The organism is Pseudonocardia alni, assembly GCF_002813375.1.
Classification (GTDB): Bacteria; Actinomycetota; Actinomycetes; order Mycobacteriales; family Pseudonocardiaceae; genus Pseudonocardia; species Pseudonocardia alni.
The window spans coordinates 4940751-4958116 of the sequence record NZ_PHUJ01000003.1; the positions used below are offsets into that span (position 1 = coordinate 4940751).

14 protein-coding genes are annotated in these 17366 nt (G+C 75.4%); 7 read left to right on the forward strand and 7 right to left on the reverse strand.

The genetic code is table 11. The features are described 5' to 3' along the window. Positions 1 to 35 precede the first annotated feature (35 nt). The 3 genes from ATL51_RS24350 to ATL51_RS24360 all read right to left on the reverse strand — a co-directional run bounded on the left by ATL51_RS24350 (position 36) and on the right by ATL51_RS24360 (position 2859). Complete coding sequence (locus ATL51_RS24350; protein WP_100880048.1) at positions 36 to 1499, reverse strand: glycosyltransferase family 39 protein; 1464 nt, start codon at positions 1497 to 1499, stop codon at positions 36 to 38. Between the two features lie 134 nt (positions 1500 to 1633). Continuing rightward, complete coding sequence (locus ATL51_RS24355) at positions 1634 to 2035, reverse strand: MauE/DoxX family redox-associated membrane protein (protein WP_100880049.1); 402 nt, start codon at positions 2033 to 2035, stop codon at positions 1634 to 1636. Between the two features lie 137 nt (positions 2036 to 2172). After that, positions 2173 to 2859, reverse strand: coding sequence for a DUF2848 domain-containing protein (locus tag ATL51_RS24360; protein ID WP_100880050.1), 687 nt, complete (start codon positions 2857 to 2859; stop codon positions 2173 to 2175). A gap of 120 nt (positions 2860 to 2979) precedes the next feature. Here ATL51_RS24360 and ATL51_RS24365 point away from each other — a divergent pair, with 120 nt between their 5' ends. Next, on the forward strand, positions 2980 to 4305 hold the full coding sequence (locus tag ATL51_RS24365; protein ID WP_100880051.1) for an MFS transporter: 1326 nt from the start codon (positions 2980 to 2982) through the stop codon (positions 4303 to 4305). On the opposite strand, the gene ATL51_RS24370 is transcribed toward ATL51_RS24365, so the two are convergent. Beyond that, a complete protein-coding gene (locus tag ATL51_RS24370; RefSeq protein WP_100880052.1) occupies positions 4295 to 4936 on the reverse strand; it encodes a GntR family transcriptional regulator in 642 nt (213 codons plus the stop codon). The genes ATL51_RS24365 and ATL51_RS24370 overlap by 11 nt on opposite strands. A gap of 36 nt (positions 4937 to 4972) precedes the next feature. On the opposite strand from ATL51_RS24370, the gene ATL51_RS24375 reads away from it, so the two are divergent. Next, positions 4973 to 5764 carry a carbon-nitrogen hydrolase family protein gene (locus ATL51_RS24375; RefSeq protein WP_100880053.1) on the forward strand — a complete coding sequence of 264 codons (792 nt, stop codon included), beginning with the start codon at positions 4973 to 4975 and terminating at the stop codon, positions 5762 to 5764. Positions 5765 to 5813: 49 nt separating this feature from the next. On the opposite strand, the gene ATL51_RS24380 is transcribed toward ATL51_RS24375, so the two are convergent. Next, complete coding sequence (locus tag ATL51_RS24380) at positions 5814 to 10895, reverse strand: ATP-dependent helicase (RefSeq protein ID WP_100880054.1); 5082 nt, start codon at positions 10893 to 10895, stop codon at positions 5814 to 5816. Between the two features lie 60 nt (positions 10896 to 10955). After that, positions 10956 to 11477 (reverse strand): hypothetical protein, encoded by a 522-nt coding sequence (locus ATL51_RS24385; RefSeq protein ID WP_073578093.1) that lies wholly within the window; start codon positions 11475 to 11477, stop codon positions 10956 to 10958. A gap of 81 nt (positions 11478 to 11558) precedes the next feature. Between ATL51_RS24385 and ATL51_RS24390 the strand changes: the two genes are divergently transcribed. Beyond that, entirely contained in the window at positions 11559 to 12821 is a 1263-nt protein-coding gene (locus tag ATL51_RS24390; protein WP_100880055.1) for an MFS transporter, read from the forward strand. 9 nt (positions 12822 to 12830) lie between these two features. Here ATL51_RS24390 and ATL51_RS28750 read toward each other — a convergent pair whose 3' ends face one another. Beyond that, positions 12831 to 12992, reverse strand: coding sequence for a hypothetical protein (locus ATL51_RS28750; RefSeq protein WP_167379121.1), 162 nt, complete (start codon positions 12990 to 12992; stop codon positions 12831 to 12833). Positions 12993 to 13070: 78 nt separating this feature from the next. Between ATL51_RS28750 and ATL51_RS24395 the strand changes: the two genes are divergently transcribed. From ATL51_RS24395 to modA, 4 genes are all read left to right on the forward strand, one after another. Beyond that, positions 13071 to 13265, forward strand: coding sequence for a DUF3046 domain-containing protein (locus tag ATL51_RS24395; RefSeq protein ID WP_062401227.1), 195 nt, complete (start codon positions 13071 to 13073; stop codon positions 13263 to 13265). Between the two features lie 259 nt (positions 13266 to 13524). After that, positions 13525 to 14577 carry a recombinase RecA gene (gene recA / locus ATL51_RS24400; protein ID WP_073578091.1) on the forward strand — a complete coding sequence of 351 codons (1053 nt, stop codon included), beginning with the start codon at positions 13525 to 13527 and terminating at the stop codon, positions 14575 to 14577. A 2-nt stretch (positions 14578 to 14579) separates the two neighbouring features. Beyond that, on the forward strand, positions 14580 to 15797 hold the full coding sequence (locus ATL51_RS29750) for a regulatory protein RecX (protein WP_322789692.1): 1218 nt from the start codon (positions 14580 to 14582) through the stop codon (positions 15795 to 15797). Between the two features lie 764 nt (positions 15798 to 16561). Beyond that, positions 16562 to 17359: a molybdate ABC transporter substrate-binding protein gene (gene modA, locus ATL51_RS24410; protein ID WP_208623060.1), complete on the forward strand. Its 798-nt coding sequence runs from the start codon at positions 16562 to 16564 to the stop codon at positions 17357 to 17359. Positions 17360 to 17366 lie beyond the last annotated feature (7 nt).

The window sequence follows — 17366 nt, forward strand, 5'->3', positions numbered from 1 at the left end:
CGACGCTACCCGGGCGGGCCGGGTCCGGCCCGGGCTCAGTCGACGACGAGGGTCCGCAGCTGCGGCCACACCTGCGACCACGGACGCGTCAGGCCCTCGCCCAGCCAGATGCGGTTGCCGTCGCCGAGGTCGGTCACCGGTCGCAGTACCACCCCGGTGGGTGCCAGCAGGCCGGGGTCCCGGCCGAGGAAGATCACGACGTCGTGGTCGTCCGGGGGCGGGTCGAAGTAGCCGTAGCTGCGGTTGCCGCTGTACCCGGGCGGCAGGCCGAGCGCGGGGTCGGCGGTGTCGACGTAGGCGGCGAAGATGTAGGAGCCGCCCACCACGACGGCGCGGTCCCGCTGGTCCGGGGGCAGCCCGTCGCGGACGCGGGCGACCTCGCCGACGATCCGCTCCGGCACGGCGGGGTCGGCCGCCCCGGCGCTCGCGGACAGCATCGCCGCGGCGAGGGCGACCGACAGCACCCCGGCCGGCCACGCCACCCAGGACCACCGCCGTCGCCCGGTCGCGCGCCGCTCCTGGAACCACACCGCCCCGAGCGCGGCGACGGCACCGTGCAGCCCGCACAGGTAGTAGGCACGCCCCACGGTCACCGCGAACACGATCCACAGCACGAGGAAGGCCACCGCGACGAAGCGGTACGGCCGCAGCCGCGGCGTCGTGAACGCCGCGACCGTCCCGACCACGACGAGCACGGTGCCGAGCAGCCCGGCCAGCAGCAGCATCGCCACCGCGTTGGGGCCCGGCCCGCCGAACAGCACCGATTCCTGCGCGACGACCGACGTCATGCGCAGCTGCGGCCAGCCGTGCACGGCCTGCCACACCAGTGTCGGTGACGCGATCAGTGCCCCGAGCAGGGCGGCCCACCAGAACGCGGGCCGCCGCAGCATCGCCCGCGGCCCGGCCACGCCGATCGCGAGGACCAGCACCGCGCCCAGCAGGATCACCTGGAACTTCGTCAGCGCGGCCAGGCCGAGGAGCGGGCCGACAGCGAGGAGCAGCCGGTCGTCGCGGACCCGGGTCCAGCGCACCAGCAGCCACAGCAGCAGCGCCCACTGCAGCGGCTCCAGCGAGTACGGCGTCAGGAAGTGCCCGAACAGCGTCACCCACAGCCCGGTGGCCTGGGCGAGCGCGGTGAGGACCTGGGCGCGGCGGTCGCCACCCAGCTCGCGGGCGATCAACGCGGCGACGACGACCGCGCCCGCCGTCGCCAGCGACGGCACGATCCGCAGCACCCCGTTCACCCCGGGTGCGAGGACGTCGGCGAGCCCGGCCAGCGCCGGTGCGACCGGGGGCTGGTCGGCCGACCCCCAGTCGAGGTGGTGCCGCCCGATCGCCAGCATCAGCGCCTCGTCGAACCAGTACCCGCGCCCCAGCGCCCCCATGACGAGGTGGACGACGGCCACCACCCCGGCGACGATCCCGACGGGCAGCCGCGCGAGCCGCGGAACCGCCGTGGGCGCAGCGCCGGAGTCCCGGACCGTGGTCGACGACGTCATGTGTCCCCCCGGGCGACGACGTGGACGCCGGCGGTCCCGGGCCCGGCGCCATCAGACCCCGGGGGGTCCGTCCGGCGCAGCGGGCATCGGGCGGTGGACGATCGACTTCGGTCTACCGGCCGCCCACCCTCCGGTCAGCCGCGCGGGGGGCTGCGGGCGATCCGCAGTGCCCACAGCACCAGCGGGACCTGCAGCGGCAGCCGACCCCAGCCGATCGCCCGGTACAGCGGGTCCTTGCGGTTCCAGTGCAGCGCCATCGACACGTTCGCCGGGAACACCGCCGCGAACAGCGCTGCCGCGGCCCAGCCGCCCGCACGCCGGGTCCGCGGATGCGCGACCGCCGCGGCGACGGCGCCCTCGGCGGCCCCGGAGGCGTAGGTCCAGAACCGGGGCTCCCCGGGCAGGCTGCGCGGCACGATCGAGTCGAACGGCTCGGGCCGCACCACGTGCAGGACGGCGGCGGTGCCGAGCAGCCCCGCGAGCCCGAGAGCGAGACGCCGGTCACGGGACGGGGTGCCGGGGGAGTGACGGAGCATGACGACGATGGTGCCACCCGGTACGGGCGGCGGCCGCGCCCGCCGATGCGGCGGGCGTCACGGCCGGCGCCGGGTGCCCGCGGGCGATCCCGGCCACGTCCACCGGGCCTGCCGACCGGTCGCCGCCGGGCGGCCGGTCAGCCGATCGGCTCCGGGAGCCGGTCGACCTCGTAGGTCAGGCCGATCGTGTCGCCGGTGGCCGGGTCGTGCAGCTCCACCCGCCAGGCGTCGGCGAACTGGTCGACCCCCGGCCTCATCGCGACGGTCCCCGACAGCAGGACGGTGCCGGGCACCAGCCAGCCGCGCTCGCGCAGCAGGTCGACCCAGTATCCGGGCGGGAGGAGGGCGGCCAGCGTCGCGTCCTGCACGAGCTCCTCGCTGCCGCCGTGACGGACCCACGCGCGCAGGCTGATGTCGTCGAGCCGGTCGGCGACCTCCGACAGCCGCCAGGCCTTCCGGCCCAGGACGTCGAGACCCGCGTTCTTGCTCCACGCGACGCCGTGCACCTCCAGGGCGCGGTCGGTGTGGTCACAGGCGACGGTCAGCAGCGGGTCGGTCACGTCGTCACCGACGACCAGCGCCCACTCCGCCTCGCCGGAGGTCCGGCCGTGCTGGGCGGGGACCCGGTCGGTCTGCGACGCCAGGTACGGCGAGACCGGGTAGAGCGCCGGCACCGTGTCCGGGGCCGGCACGCCCAGCTCGGCCAGCTCGGCGACGTGCGCGGCGACCTCCTCCTGGGCGCGTCCGGCGTACCCGGCGTTGAAGACCCGGTGGACCTCCACCGAGCGGGTGCTGCCGTCGGGCAGGGCCAGTTCGAGCGTCACGGGGGACCTCCGTCAGATGTGTACGTCGCGTAACCGATGTGCGCGAGGGTTGCGCACACACTGTGTATACAGCAAGTATGAGGCCCGTCCACCGACCACCACCGACCCCGGGAGTCCGCGATGACCTCGACGTCCGCCTCCTCGTCACCACCGGTCGACCGCCGTGACCTGCGCAAGGCGTTCGTCGCGAGCCTCACCGGCACCTCGCTCGAGTGGTACGACTTCGCCGTCTACTCCGCGGCGGCGGCCCTCGTGTTCCCTGTGCTGTTCTTCCCGGCCGCGGACCCGCTGACCGGTCTGCTGCTCGCGTTCTCGACCTACGCCGTCGGCTACGTCTCGCGCCCGCTCGGTGGCGTCGTGTTCGGTCGCCTCGGCGACGTCATCGGCCGCAAGCAGGTCCTGGTCATCACGCTCGTGCTGATCGGCGTCGCGACGTTCCTGATCGGCCTGCTGCCGTCCTACGGCACCATCGGCGTCGCCGCGACGATCCTGCTGGTGCTGCTGCGCTTCGCCCAGGGCGTCGGGGTCGGCGGCGAGTGGGGCGGTGCGGTGCTGCTCTCCAGCGAGTTCGGCGACCCCCGCCGGCGCGGGTTCTGGGCCTCGGCCGCCCAGGTCGGTCCGCCGGCGGGCAACCTGCTCTCCAACGGCGTGCTCGCGCTGCTCACCGTGCTGCTCACCGACCAGCAGTTCCTCGACTGGGGCTGGCGGCTGGCGTTCCTGCTCTCGGCGGTGCTGGTCGCGTTCGGTCTGTGGATCCGGCTGAAGCTGGAGGACACCCCGGTCTTCAGGGCGATCGCCGAGTCCGGTGACCGGCCGTCCGCGCCGGTGCGCGAGGTGTTCACCGCCGAGCGGCGCCCGCTGCTCGCGGGGATCCTCAGCCGGATCGGCCCGGACGTCAGCTACGCGTTGTTCACCGTCTTCGTGCTCACCTTCGCCACCAGCCGGCTCGGGTTCTCCCGCTCGGAGGTGCTCGGCGCGATCCTCATCGGGTCGGCCCTCCAGCTCCCCGCGATCCCGCTGGCGGGCGCGCTGACCGACCGGGTCAACCGGCGCGTGGTCTACGGTGTCGCCGCCGCGATCGCCGGGGTGTGGCCGTTCGTGTTCTTCCCGATGATCTCCGGTGGCTCGTTCGGGCTGCTCGTGCTCGGCGTGGTCGTCGGGCTCGCGCTGCACTCGTTCATGTACGGGCCGCAGGCCGCGTTCGTGACCGAGCAGTTCTCGCCGCGGCTGCGCTACACCGGCAGCTCGCTCGCCTACACGATCGCCGGTGTCGTCGGCGGGGCGATCGCGCCGCTGGCGTTCACCGCGCTGTCCGGCGGGACGGGCAACTGGGTGCCGGTCGCGATCTACCTGGCCGTCGCCTGCGCCCTGACCGTCACCGGGCTGGTCCTGGGGCGCGACCCCGACCACGCCGAGGACGAGGCCTACCTGTCCGTCACGCCCTGAGCAGTACGCGCAGGGTCAGCTGCAGGTGCTCGTCGATCGCCTTCGCCGCCGCGTCCGGGTCGTCCCCGGCCAGCGCCGTCATGATCCGGCCGTGCTCGGCGCAGACCGCCTGGCGCCGGCCCTCGGTCCGGAACAGAGCGGTCACCCCGACCCGGCGCTGGCGCACCCGCAGTCCGGCGTAGGTCCGCGAGAGCAGGGTGTTGCCGGCGGCGTCGACCAGTGCCTGGTGGAACACCATGTCGAGCTCGATGAACTCGGCCGGGTCCCCGCCGGCGCCGGCGAGCTCACGCTGCCGGCCCAGGGCCGCGTCCATCGCCTCGAACGGGACGCCGTGGGCGTCCATCGCCGCGCGGGCGGCGTGCTGCTCCAGGACCCCGCGCAGGTCCATCAGCTCGGAGATCTGCCGGCCGGTCAGCGGTGGCACGTAGGCGCCGCGACCGGGCAGCATCTCGACCAGGCCGTCGGCCACGAGCAGCAGCAACGCCTCACGGACGGGCGTGCGCGACACCCCGATCCGGCCGGCGAGCTCGTTCTCGTTGAGGAACGTGCCCTGCACCTCCGGATCGACCAGGACGGTCTCGCGCAGGTAGTGCAACGCGCGCTCGCGACCGGACTCCCGTGACGTCGGCATACGACACGTATACACCGAACCACCCCAGGAGAACGCATGCGGATCGCCCTCGCCCAGATCGCCGCCACCACCGACCCGGCGGAGAACCTCGCCCTGGTCGCCGACGGCGTCGCCGATGCGGCCGCCCGGGGCGCGCGGCTGGTCGTGTTCCCCGAGGCCACCCAGTGCCGGTTCGGGGTGCCGCTCGGCCCGGTCGCCGAGCCCCTCGACGGCGCCTGGGCGTCCCGGGTCCGCGAGCTCGCCGCCGACGCGGGCGTCACCGTGGTCGCCGGGATGTTCACTCCCGCCGACGGCGGCCGCGTCCGCAACACCCTGCTCGCCACCGGGCCCGGTGTGGAGGAGCACTACGACAAGATCCACCTGTTCGACGCGTTCGGGTTCGCCGAGTCCGACACGGTCGCCCCGGGGGCCCGGCCGGTCACGGTCACCGTCGACGGTGTGACGGTCGGCCTCGCGACCTGCTACGACCTGCGGTTCGCGGGCCTGTTCCAGACCCTCGGCGACGCCGGGGCGCAGGTCGTCGTGGTGCCCGCGTCCTGGGGCGCGGGGCCGGGCAAGCGTGAGCAGTGGGAGCTGCTGGTGCGCGCGAGGGCCCTCGACACGACGGCCTTCGTGGCGGCCTGCGACCAGGCGGACCCGGAGGCGGCGGGGCGTCCGGTCGCCGGTGGCGCCCCGACCGGGATCGGGATCAGCGCGGTCGCCGGTCCGACCGGCTCGCTCGTCGCGGCGCTCGACGCCGCGCCGGGGACCCTGGTCGTGGACCTCGACCTCGACGCGGTGACCGCGGCCCGCCGGGCGGTCCCGGTCCTGGCCAACCGCCGGTACTGACCCGCCCGGCCGGTCCGACAGCCGGCCCGGCCCCGTCCGGCGGCTCCGGTCAGGCCCGCAGCCGCAGCCCCTTCGGCGTCACCCGGAACCCGGCCTCGGTGAGCACCTCGGACAGCGCCGAGACCAGCGAGTCCTGCCCGTCGGCGCGCTCCACGGCGAGCGACCCGAGCCAGCCCTCGTGCACCGCCCCGGCGAGCGACTCGGCGCCGGCGCGCAGCTCGTCGCGGTCCTCGGTGAACGACAGCAGCGACTTCCCGCCCCGTTCGACGTAGAGCGCGGGCGCCCCGTCGACCAGGGTGACCAGGGCGCCGGCCTTGCGACCGGGGCGGTGCCGGGTCTCGCCGGTCGTGTCCGGCCAGGGCAGGGCCGCGCCGTAGGGCTGGGCGGGGTCGGTGGCGGCGAGCACCACCCGGGACAGCTCGCGCCACGCCTCCCGCGGCGCCTGCGGGCGGCGACCGGCGCCGTCGAACTCGCCGTGGCGGCCGGCGCCGCCGAGCCCGCCCAGGCCGCCGCGCAGGTCGTCGGGCACCTCCGCGTACGGGTCGTCGCCCGGCTGGGGCCCCGCAACGTCGCCGGAGAGGTCGGAGCCCGGCAACCCGGCTGCGTCGCCGGAGAGGTCGTCGGGCAGGGGCTCGCCGTCCCCGGTCGGGTCCACGGACCCGGCCGGGTCGGCGGAACCGGCGCGGTCGGTGGGGTCGGCGACGACCGCGCCCGGCCCGGCCCCGAGGCGGCGCGGACCGGTCGGCGGGGCGGGGGAGGGGCCGCCGTCGGTCCCGGCGAGGGCCCGGACCCGGTCGATCGCGCCCGGTACCGCGAACTGCGCCGCGCCCAGCCCCTCGACGATGTAGCCGCGCCGGCACCGGCCGGACTCCTCCATCGCCCGGAGCACCTTGTAGACCGCGGCGAACCCGCCGGTGACCCGTTCGGTGCCCAACGCGCCCCGGGTCAGCACGCCGTGGCGCTCCAGGAACGCCTCCGCGGTGGCGTGCGCACGGCGGGTCGGGTCGGGCTCGCGCGGCACGGCCACCGACCAGCGCCCGCCGACCGACGGCGGCCCGGTCCGGCTGGGCATCGACGGCCGCCCCGCACGCAGCTGCGCATAGCGCCCGCGGGCCGGTCGGCGTGCCGTGCGGTGCGCCCCGCCCTGCCGCCCGGACGCGCCACGCCGTCCGCCGCCCCCGGACAGCCGGGCCCGCAGCGGGCCGAGCGTGTCGTTGGTGAGCGCACCCGCCCAGACCAGGTCCCAGACGGCGGCGACGACGTCGTCGTCGGAAGGGGCCGGTTCGTCCTGCTCGGTCAGCAGCACCCCGGCCCGGGTCGCGAGCTCGCGGAAGAACAGCGCGCCGCCCCCGGAGTCCGGTGCGGCCTCCGGATCGGTCAGCGCGGCCGGGTCGGTCAGCCCGAGCGCGGCCAGCACCGCGGTGTGCAGCGGAGTGCCCGCGGTGTCCAGGTCGGGGGCGGGCAGCAGCAGATCCGCCACGTCGGCCGGGGCCAGCGCCAGCCAGCCGTCCTGCCCGGACAGTGCGCCGCACCCGACCCAGGTCACCTCACCGGAGGCGGTCAGCTCGTCGAGCAGCGCGGGGGTGTAGCCCGGCAGCCGGGCCGGCAGCACCAGCGACTCGACCGCGCTCGCCGGCAGCGGCGCCCCGGCGAGCTGCTCGACCACACCGAGCACGTCCTCGGCACCCGGTGCGCGGCGCACCCGGCCTCGCCGCTCGGAGCCCGACCGCACCTGGACGCCCTGCCACTGCGGCAGGAACCGGCCCAGCGCCCGCTGCTCGACGGGCTCGACCTCGTGCCGCAGCTTCGCCAGCGACGCGCGCCGCAGCCGTCGCAGCACCTCGGCGTCGCAGTACTCCAGCTCGCCGCCGGAACCGGCGGGCACCGACGCCTGCGGGCGCAGCTCGCCCTTCATCAGCCGACCGGTGCCGGTGAGCCGCTCCAGCACCCCGGCGACCACGGCCACGCCCAGCCCGAAGCGGCGGGCGAGCTCGGCGGCGGTGAACGGCCCGTGCGTGCGCGCCCAGCGCAGCACGAGATCCCCGAGCGGGTCGGGCACCGGCTCGGTGAACGCCTCCGGCACCCCGACCGGCAGCGCCGTGCCCAGCGCGTCCCGGATCCGGCCGGCGTCCTCGATCGCGACGAACCGTTCCTCGCCGGCGATCCGCACCCGCAGCGCCCGGCGGTCGCGCTCCAGCTGCGCCAGCCACGCCGGGTCGACACCGCGGGCCCGCCCGTCGGCCTCGGACAGGTCACCGACGAAGCGGAGCAGGTCCGCGGTGCCCTCCATGTCGCGGGCGTGCCGGTCCGGGTCGGTGCGCTGCAGCTGGCCCTCGATCTCGGCCAGCATCTCCGGATCGAGCAGCTCCCGGATCGCCTCGGAGCCGAGCAGTTCCGCCAGCAGCGTCGAGTCCAGCGACAGCGCGGCCGCGCGGCGCTCGGCCAGCGGCGCGTCGGCCTCGTAGAGGAACATCCCGACGTAGCCGAACAGCAGGCTGCGTGCGAACGGCGACGGCTGCGACGACTCGACCTCGGCGACCTTCACCTTCCGCGCGGCGACGTCGCCCATCAGCTCGCGCAGGCCGGGCAGGTCGTAGACGTCCTGCACGCACTCCCGCATCGCCTCCAGGGTGATCGGGAACTGCTCGAACTTGCCCGCGACGCTCAGCAGCTGCGCCGATTTCTGCCGCTGCTGCCACAGCGGGCTGCGGCGGCCCGGGTCGCGCCGGGGCAGCAGCAGCGCCCGCGCGGCGCACTCCCGGAACCGCGACGCGTACAGCGCCGAGTTCCCCAGCTCCGCGACGACGATCTGCTCGATCTCGCCCGGCTCCAGCAGCACGTCCTCGGCGCTCGGGACGACCTCGGTGCCGTTGTCGTCCACGGCGTCCGGGAGGCGCAGCACGATCCCGTCGTCGGCGCCCGACGCGCTCACCTCGACCCCGCGGCGCTCCCGCATCCGGGCGGCGATCGCCAGCGCCCACGGCCCGTTGACCTGCGCCCCGAACGGCGAGTGCACGACGAGGCGCCAGTCGCCCAGCTCGTCGCGGAACCGCTCCACCAGGATCGTGCGGTCGCTCGGCACGTGCCGGGTCGCCTCGCGCTGCTCGCGCAGGTAGGACAGCAGGTTGTCGCAGGCCCACTCGTCGAGCCCGGCCGCGGCGGCGCGCTCCCGGGCGTCGGCGTCGGCCAGCCCGGACATCTCGCGCACGAACGCGCCGACGGCCCGGCCCAGCTCCAGCGGCCGCCCGATCGACTCGCCCTTCCAGAACGGCATCCGGGCGGGCACCCCCGGCGCCGGGGTGACGATCACGCGGTCGTGGGTGATGTCCTCGACCCGCCACGACGAGGTCCCCAGCAGGAACGTGTCCCCGACGCGGGACTCGTAGACCATCTCCTCGTCGAGCTCGCCGACCCGCGACCCGGCGCCGTCCGCGCCGCCCGGCGTCATCACGGTGAACAGGCCGCGGTCGGGGATGGTGCCGCCGGAGGTGACGGCCAGGCGCTGCGCGCCCGGGCGGCCGCGCAGCTCGTCGGTGACCCGGTCCCAGGTGATGCGGGCGCGCAGCTCGCCGAACTCCTCGGACGGGTAGCGCCCGGCCAGCATGTCCAGCACCGAGTGCAGCGCGGAGTCCGGCAGCGCCGCGAACGGGGCCGCCCGGCGGATCGTCGCGGCGAGGTCGGACAGCTGCCACGACTCCATCGCGACCATCGCGACGATCTGCTGGGCCAGCACGTCGAGCGGGTTGCGGGGGTAGCGCGTGGACTCGATCGACCCGGTCGTCATCCGTTCGGCGACGACGGCGCAGGACACGAGATCGCCGCGGTACTTCGGGAACACGACGCCCTCGGACACCGCGCCCACCTGGTGCCCGGCGCGCCCGACCCGTTGCAGCCCGGACGCGACCGACGGCGGCGCCTCGACCTGCACGACCAGGTCGACGGCCCCCATGTCGATGCCCAGCTCCAAACTGGACGTCGCGACGACGCACGGCAGCACGCCGGACTTCAGCTCCTCCTCGACCAGGGTCCGCTGGTCGCGCGACATCGAGCCGTGGTGGGCCTTGGCCACCGTCGGCGCGGCCCCGCCGCCCACCCCGGACTGCCCGACCGCCTCGGCCGGGAACGCACCCGGGGCGTCGGCGTCGAGGTCGGCGGCCTCCTCCAGGGCTGCGGCCTCCTGCTCGGCGGCGAGTTCGTTCAGCCGGGAGGTGAGCCGCTCGGCGAGCCGGCGGGAGTTGGAGAACACGATGGTCGAACGGTGCTCGCGCACCAGGCCGAGCAGCCGCTCCTCCACCGCGGGCCAGATCGAGGGCTTGCGCGCCGTGCCCGCGGCGGACCCGACGACCTCCTCGTCGGTGCTGCCCGGGGCGGGCCGCTCGTCGAGCGCGGCCAGGTCGGGCACCGGGACCTGCACCTCGACCCGGATCGTCTTGGGGATCGCGGGCTGCACGACCTCGACCGGGCGGGTGCCGGACAGGAACGTCGAGACCTCGTCCACCGGGCGCACGGTCGCCGAGAGCCCGATCCGCTGCGGGGTGGCCTCGGTGATCTCCTCGAGGCGTTCCAGCGACACCGCCAGGTGCGCCCCCCGCTTCGTCCCGGCGACGGCGTGCACCTCGTCGAGGATCACCGTCGTCACCCCGCGCAGGGACTCCCGCGCGGCCGAGGTGAGCAGCAGGAACAGCGACTCCGGGGTGGTGACCAGCACGTCCGGCGGGGTGCGCTGGAACTGGCGTCGCTCGTCGGCCGGGGTGTCGCCGGTGCGCATCCCGACGGTGATGTCGGGGACCGGCTCGTCGAGCCGCTGTGCGGCCTGGCGGATGCCGGTCAGCGGCGAGCGCAGGTTGCGCTGCACGTCGACGGCGAGGGCCTTGAGCGGCGAGACGTAGAGGACCCGGCAGCGGTGCTTCGGCTCGGCGGGCGGCGGGGTGGCGGCGAGCCGGTCCAGCGCCCAGAGGAACGCGGCGAGGGTCTTGCCGGACCCGGTCGGCGCGACGACGAGCGCGTTGCGCCCGGCCTGCGCCGCGGACCAGGCGCCCTCCTGGGCCGCCGTGGGCGCGGCGAAGGCCCCCTCGAACCACTGGCGGGTGGCGGGGGAGAAGCCCTCGAGTGCGGTCACGCCGACCATCATGCGGGTGGGGTCCGACAGTCACCCGTCGAGCGCCCGTCGGACCGGGCGTGACCTGCGACGTCAGCGGGCGGCGTCGGCCCTCGTGCGGGGCCAGACCTCCGCGGTGTCCTCGGCCGGGAACTCGGCGACGACCGCCGCGACCGTCCAGACCATCGACGCCAGGAAGTCCACGCCCAGCGCGTCGACGTAGTGCGAGGTCTCGCGGGCGTCGGCCGGGTCGACGAGCGGGGCGACCGTGTAGCGGGCCCGGGCCGCGTAGCGCGGGCCCAGGTTGCTCCCGATCCAGCCCAGTGCCCGCTCGGAGCGGTCGTCGTGGTCGGCGAGCGCGGTGCGGGCGGCGTCGTACCAGTCGGCCAGCACCAGGAAGGCCAGCGACCAGCCGGGCGGGGTGGCGTCCGGCGGCATGTCCCGGTCGACCGCGGTCAGCCTGCGCACGGCGAACCGGGCCGGGTCGGGCCCCGGCGCGGCGAGGGTCTCGCGCACCGCTCCGGCCAGCACGTCGGAGACCATGCGGTAGGCGTTCTGCAGCTCCGCGTCGTCCGTGCCCGCCGACCTGCGTGTGTTCGGGGTCGTGCCCGCCATGTCCACCGTCCTCCGCTCGTGTGGCCGGGCCGGAGCGTAACGCCCTGGCGCGCGGCGGCCGTGGCACGGCAGCATCCGCCCGTGACCGCCGCACCCGACGCCGCCTCCCCGCCGCAGGACCCCGCCCAGCCCCGCCTGCTGGCGGTGCTCGCGATCGGGCAGGTGCTCGGCGGGACGGCCGTGGCGACCTCGATCGCCGCGAGTTCGCTGGTCGCGTCCCGGCTGTCCGGCTCGCCCGCGGTCGGTGGCGTCGCGTCGACGGCGAGCGTGCTGGGCGCGGCGGGTGCGGCCGCCGTCGTCGCACGCGTGGCCCAGGCCCGGGGACGGCGTCCCGCGCTGGTCGGCGGTCACCTGGTGGGACTGCTCGGCGCGGTCGGTGCGGTCGTCGCGGCCACGACCGGCTCGGTGGCGCTGCTGCTGGTGTCGTTGCTGCTGATCGGTTCGGGGACGGCGGTCGGGCTCGCCGCGCGCTACGCCGCCACCGACCTGGCCGCGCCGGCGCGGGCCGGCCGCGCGCTCGCGCTGGTGGTGTGGGCGACGACGGTCGGTGCGGTCGCCGGGCCGAACCTGCTCGGTCCGCTGGACTCCGTGGCCGTGTCGGCCGGGCTGCCCGGTGTCGCCGGTCCGTACCTGCTCTGCGCGGTCGCGTTCGCCCTGGCGGCCCTGACCGGGTGGCTGGGTCTGCGGCCCGACCCGCTGCTGCGGGCCCGGGAGCGCGCGGGGACCCCGGCCGGCGCACCCGGGGCCGCGGCGGTGCGGCCGTGGGCGGTGCTGCGGGCCTCGCGCCCCGCGCTGCTCGGCGCGGTCGGCATCGTGCTCGGGCACGCGGTGATGGTCGGGCTGATGTCGATGACCCCGGTGCACATGGACCACGGCGGCGCGGCGCTGTCGGTCGTCGGGCTGGTGATCAGCCTGCACATCGCGGGGATGTACGCGCTCAGCCCGTTGTTCGGGTGGCTCGCCGACCGGCTCGGACCGGCGCGGGTGCTGGCCGGTGCCGGGGTGCTGCTGCCGCTGGCGGGGGTGGTCTGCGCCCTCGCCGCGCCGACCTCGACCGGCCTGCTGTCGGTGGGCCTGGTGCTGCTCGGTCTGGGCTGGTCGGCAGCGGTGGTGGGCGGGTCGGCGCAGCTCACGGCGTCGCTGGCGGTGGCCGACCGGCCGCGGGTGCAGGGCTCGGTGGACGTGGCGATGAACCTGGTCGGCGCCGCCGCCGGGATCGTGGCCGGGGTGCTCGTGACGGTGTCGTCCTACGCGCTGCTCGGCGCGCTGGTGGTCGTGGCGACGGTGCCGTTCCTGCTGGTGGCAGCACGCTCGGCCCGCACGGGACGCCCGGCGGCCGGCTGAGCGGGCCCCTCAGCGACGGCGCTGGTGGAGCCACCAGCGCACCAGCACGACCAGCGCGGACAGCAGCGCGAGCAGCGACACGACCTGCCACGCCAGGGGCGACCCGATGCCGGTCGTCGCGAGGACCTCGTCGGCGACGTCGACCGGGACGGTCGCGAGCAGTTCGGACATATCACCCAGGCTACCGGCTCCGGGGCCGTCAACGGGCGGACACCACACGGAACGGGTGACCCGTCTACCCTCGCGGGCGTGCGACTGAGCCACTTCCGGGAACTGATGGAGGGCGAGTTCGGGCCGGTGCGGGCGGCGTCGCTGTCCCGCGACCACGTCTTCGCCGACCTCGGCGGCCGGACCGTCGAGCAGGCGATCGAGGCGGGTCTCGACCTGCGCCGGGTCTGGCGCGCGGTCTGCGCGGCCTACGAGGTCCCACCCGCACGGCGGTAGCGGCGCCCCGGGCGGTCGTGGTGACCGCTCGGCTCCCGTGGGTGCCCGGTCGGCGTGTCGCGGTGTCGGATCGAACGCGTGTTCGTCTACGGTTCCGCCAGGGCCCGCGGTACCGGTCCTGCAGCGCGGTGTCGGACGAGTTGTCCACAGGCGCCGATCCGGGCCCGTAACTGTCAGGGGTACCCCATACCGTTGTGGTGTGCCTCCCCGAAAGACACCAGCAGGACCCGATCGTCGACCACCAGCGAGGAGTCAAGAGATGTCCGCTCCGGACCGCGGCAAGGCGCTCGAACTCGCCCTCGCCCAGATCGAGAAGAACCACGGCAAGGGATCGGTGATGCGCCTGGGCGACCAGACCCGCGTCCCGATCAGTGCCATCTCCACGGGCTCCATCGCGCTCGACGTCGCGCTCGGCGTCGGGGGCATCCCGCGCGGCCGCGTCGTCGAGATCTACGGCCCGGAGTCCAGCGGCAAGACGACCGTCGCGCTGCACGCGGTCGCGAGCGCGCAGGCCGCCGGAGGCGTCGCGGCGTTCATCGACGCCGAGCACGCGCTCGACCCGGAGTACGCCAAGGCGCTCGGCGTCGACACCGACGACCTGCTGGTCTCCCAGCCGGACACCGGTGAGCAGGCGCTGGAGATCGCGGACATGCTGATCCGCTCCGGCGCGCTCGACATCATCGTCATCGACTCGGTGGCCGCGCTCGTGCCGCGCGCCGAGATCGAGGGCGAGATGGGCGACAGCCATGTCGGCCTGCAGGCCCGGCTGATGAGCCAGGCGCTGCGGAAGATCACCGGTGCGCTCAGCAACTCCGGCACCACCGCGATCTTCATCAACCAGCTGCGCGAGAAGATCGGCGTGATGTTCGGGTCCCCGGAGACCACGACCGGTGGTAAGGCGCTGAAGTTCTACGCGTCGGTCCGCATGGACATCCGCCGCATCGAGACCCTGAAGGACGGCACCGACATGGTCGGCAGCCGGACCCGGGTCAAGGTCGTGAAGAACAAGGTGGCCCCGCCGTTCAAGCAGGCGGAGTTCGACGTGCTCTACGGCGTCGGCATCTCCAAGGAGGGTTCGCTGATCGACGTGGGCGTCGAGCAGGGGATCATCCGCAAGTCCGGTGCCTGGTACACCTACGAGGGCGACCAGATGGGGCAGGGCAAGGAGAACGCCCGCAAGTTCCTCAAGGAGAACCCGGACGTCGCCGCCGAGGTCGAGAAGCGCATCAAGGAGAAGCTGGGGATCGGCGCCGTCGTCGACGCCGAGGAGACCAGCCCGGTCGAGCCCCTCCCGGCCCCGGTCGACTTCTGAGCGTGACCGGCGAGCGCGACGGGTCCGGAGGCACGTCCGGACGGGACGGTGCGGAGCCGACCAGGCCCCGCACCGTCCCGCTCGACGACCTGTTCGGCGTGACCCCGTCGGTCACCGACGAGCAGGATCCGCCCGCGATCCGGACCGCCGACCCGACCGGCGGTGAGCCGGACGAGTCCGTCGCCGAGCCCCCGGGGGTCCCCGGCTGGGACACGAGCCCCCACCAGGTCTCGTTCGCCGCGCTGAGCGGTGCCGACGAGGCCCTCACGACGGCGACCGATCCGCCGGCTGCCTGGTCCACGGGACCGGCGGCGGACGGCGCGACGGACGGGGCGGCGGCCCCTGCCCCGGTCCGCAGGCTGACCCTCGACGACCCCGACCCCCACCCCGAGCCGGCTTCCGGTGGGAGCGCCGACGACGGCGTCGACGATGCGGGACCCGGCTCACCCCGTGTGGTCTCCTTCGAGGAGCTGTCCGGACGGGGCGCCCGCCGCAGCGGACCCCGTCGCGACCGCGCGACCCCGCGTCGGCGTCCGGGCGCCGCGGCAGGCGCGACCGACCGGGACGCCACCGCCGCCGTGCCCGAGGGCACCGGGCCGGACCCGGTCGAGGAGAGCACCACCCCCCGTGGCCGGCGCCGCGGAGAGGGCCGTGGCCGGGGGAGACGTCGGGGTGAGGACGTCACCCCACGCGTCGAGACACCGCAGGAGCAGGAGACCCGCGCCCGCGACATCTGCCTGCGCCTGCTCACCGACCGCGCCCGCACGGTCAAGGAGCTCGGCGACGCGCTGCGTCGCAAGGAGATCCCCGACGAGGTCGCGCACCGCGTCCTCGACCGGTTCGACGAGGTCGGACTCGTCGACGACCAGGCCTTCGCCGAACAGTGGGTCCGGTCCCGCCACCGCCACCGCGGCCTCGGCAAGCGGGCGATCGCGATGGAGCTGCACCGCAAGGGCGTCGACCGCGAGATCGCCGACGAGGCGCTCACCGGCATCGACGACGACTCCGAACGCGACCGGGCCCGCGAGCTCGTCGTACGGCGGCTGCGGAGCCTGCCCGTCGGGAGCCGCGAGGAGCGGCAGTCCAGCGCCCGCAAGCTGGTCGGCATGCTCGCGCGCAAGGGTTACGGGCCCGGGGTCGCCTACGGGGTGGTCAAGGAGGAGATCGCCGCCGCCGGTGCGGAGGCCGACGAGCTGGGCGAGGCCCCGCCCGAGGACTGACCGTCCCGGGACGGGGCCCCCGCCCGGTCACGACCGCACCACGCGCCCTCCCCGGGCAGCGGGGCGACCGCCGCGACCGCCGCGACCGGCGGCGTCGTCGCCGGGTCCGACAGCGCACCCGGAGCCCGCGGGATCCCGCCGGCCGGGTACCGCCCTCGGACGGCGGGTCCACGGCGTACTGGAGCTGCTCCAGGCCGGCGACCAGCCAGTTCAGTCCGTGGTCGCGGGCCCGCTCGGCAGTCGCCTCGACCGGCCCGGTACCGGGGGGCGCGGCCGACGTCACGGCGCCCACCCCGGCGCCCGCGCCGCCGAGCAGCACCACGAGCACCCCGGCACGGCACCCGCCCGACGCCTGCGGCGGCGACGCCGTGACGTCTCCGGTGCGATCTCGACGGTGGTCTCGACCGCGCTCATCGCCGCACCGCCGGACCCGGGGTGGACCGGTCCCGCCCGCGGGTCGCCCCACCGCCGTCGTCCCCGGGGTCGGGGCCCCCGGCGGGACCAGCGTCTCCAGCGCCATGCACCGTCTCCTGCGTCGTGGCGGCACGATCCGCCACCGCGGGTGCCCCTTCCGGTCGTTGCGCAGAGCAAGCCCAGAGGACGCTGAGCGATCCCCGGGAGTCCACGGTCGAGCCGCCCGGCGGAGATCCGGTTCTGCGTACCGATCAGGGGTGCTTAACCGGTGACTGCGTGCATAGGATGCCCGCGGAGCCGCAGTTCGTGATCGGCGAACGGCGCGGGGAGTCGATCCCGGGAGGGTGTTCGTGAGGATCCGAGGACGAGTGGCCGGCGCCGCGCTGGTGGTGACGGCGCTGTTCGCGCCGGCGGGTTGCGGCGGGGGAGCCGGGGGCGGCGGGACCGCCGCGCAGCCGGGCGGCGAGGCGCAGGGCGGCACGCTGACGGTGTTCGCCGCGGCGTCGCTGACCGGCACGTTCGGTGACCTGGAGAAGAAGTTCGAGGCCGCCAACCCGGGCACGGACGTGGTGTTCAACTTCGCCGGGTCCTCGGCCCTGGCCCAGCAGATCAACCAGGGCGCCCCGGCCGACGTGTTCGCCTCGGCCGACCAGAACAACATGACCAAGGTGACCGACGCGGGCAACGCCCAGGGGCAGCCCGAGGTCTTCGCCACCAACACCCTGCAGATCGCGGTCGCGCCGCAGAACCCGAAGCAGATCGCGTCGCTGCAGGACCTGAGCAGGCCCGGCCTGCGGACCGTGGTCTGCGCCCCGCAGGTGCCGTGCGGCTCGGCGACGGAGAAGGTGGAGAAGGCCGCCGGCGTGGACATCACGCCCGTCTCCGAGGAGCAGGACGTCAAATCGGTGCTGCAGAAGGTCACCACCGGCAACGCCGACGCCGGGCTCGTCTACCGGACCGACGTCGCCGCGTCGACGGGGCAGGCGCAGGGCGTCGACATCCCGCAGGCGTCGGAGGCGGTCAACCAGTACCCGATCGTCGTCCTGAAGAACACGAAGAACGCCGAGCCGGCGCAGAAGTGGGTGCAGTTCGTGAACGGCGACGAGGGTCGTCAGGTCCTCGGGGCGGCCGGCTTCGGCGCCCCCTGACCCCGGG

Excerpts from the sequence above, each read along its gene's own strand:
- ATL51_RS24370 (WP_100880052.1), bottom strand. The coding sequence starts at position 4,936 with ATGCCGACGTCACGGGAGTCCGGTCGCGAGCGCGCGTTGCACTACCTG.
- ATL51_RS24365 (WP_100880051.1), top strand. The coding sequence starts at position 2,980 with ATGACCTCGACGTCCGCCTCCTCGTCACCACCGGTCGACCGCCGTGAC.
- ATL51_RS24355 (WP_100880049.1), bottom strand. The coding sequence starts at position 2,035 with ATGCTCCGTCACTCCCCCGGCACCCCGTCCCGTGACCGGCGTCTCGCT.
- ATL51_RS24350 (WP_100880048.1), bottom strand. The coding sequence starts at position 1,499 with ATGACGTCGTCGACCACGGTCCGGGACTCCGGCGCTGCGCCCACGGCG.
- ATL51_RS24380 (WP_100880054.1), bottom strand. The coding sequence starts at position 10,895 with ATGATGGTCGGCGTGACCGCACTCGAGGGCTTCTCCCCCGCCACCCGC.
- ATL51_RS28750 (WP_167379121.1), bottom strand. The coding sequence starts at position 12,992 with ATGTCCGAACTGCTCGCGACCGTCCCGGTCGACGTCGCCGACGAGGTC.
- recA (WP_073578091.1), top strand. The coding sequence starts at position 13,525 with ATGTCCGCTCCGGACCGCGGCAAGGCGCTCGAACTCGCCCTCGCCCAG.
- ATL51_RS24385 (WP_073578093.1), bottom strand. The coding sequence starts at position 11,477 with ATGGCGGGCACGACCCCGAACACACGCAGGTCGGCGGGCACGGACGAC.
- ATL51_RS24375 (WP_100880053.1), top strand. The coding sequence starts at position 4,973 with ATGCGGATCGCCCTCGCCCAGATCGCCGCCACCACCGACCCGGCGGAG.